This window comes from Haemophilus sp. 27098_8_127 (assembly GCF_041433495.1).
In the GTDB taxonomy this organism is placed as follows: Bacteria; Pseudomonadota; Gammaproteobacteria; order Enterobacterales; family Pasteurellaceae; genus Haemophilus_D.
In genome coordinates this window covers 1-664 of record NZ_JAPWBP010000027.1, presented here as the reverse complement: position 1 = coordinate 664, position 664 = coordinate 1, and the positions used below count along the sequence as shown (strand labels likewise).

The window sequence follows — 664 nt, the reverse complement described above, 5'->3', positions numbered from 1 at the left end:
TGACCCATCTCCCTGTCGCCTCGGAGGAGGCCTGTATATCGGTATCCGCTGCGGACGTTGCATCACCGCCACAGGCGCCACCACAGGATTGCTCATAATATGACTCCACTTGAACAATGTTGTGGTACCATTTTAAACTATAAAGCTACATAAGGTCAATAGAGTAAAGAATCCGTTGGGGAGGAGGCTGATGCGCATTGGTCAGTTGGCGCAGTTGGTAGGGGTCGAAACACAGACGATCCGCTTCTATGAACAGCAGGGCTTATTGCCGCCGCCTGATCGGCAGGACAACGGTTACCGTGTCTATACCGAGAAGCATGGTGAGGGGCTGGCCTTCATCCGTCGCTGCAGAATCCTGGGCCTGTCACTGGCTGAGATTCACGAACTACAGAGCTATCAGGACGACCCTCATCAGCCTTGTACCGCCGTCAACGCCTTGCTCGATGATCACATCTCTCATGTGCGGTCGCAGATAACCGCTCTGCAAGCGCTTGAGAAACAACTCGTTTCACTGAGAGCGAGTTGCAACGATGACCGGGAAGTTGAGGCGTGTGGGGTTCTTGCTGGAATTAGCGAAGGAAACATGCACCAGCAGTAGGTGAAGCATCAACCAGATAATCCGATGAGATGCTAGTCTGTCTCACTCTCATGCAAAGGTAAGATC

Annotated in this window: 1 protein-coding gene; it reads left to right on the top strand. The window is 52.6% G+C overall.

Going from position 1 to position 664, the window contains the following annotated elements; all coding sequences use genetic code 11:
• Window positions 1-190 precede the first annotated feature (190 nt).
• The gene (cadR, locus tag O3746_RS10320; protein ID WP_004364961.1) at window positions 191-598 is read left to right on the top strand and encodes a Cd(II)/Pb(II)-responsive transcriptional regulator; all 408 of its coding nucleotides are present in this window, start codon (window positions 191-193) and stop codon (window positions 596-598) included.
• The last annotated feature ends 66 nt before the right edge of the window (window positions 599-664 follow it).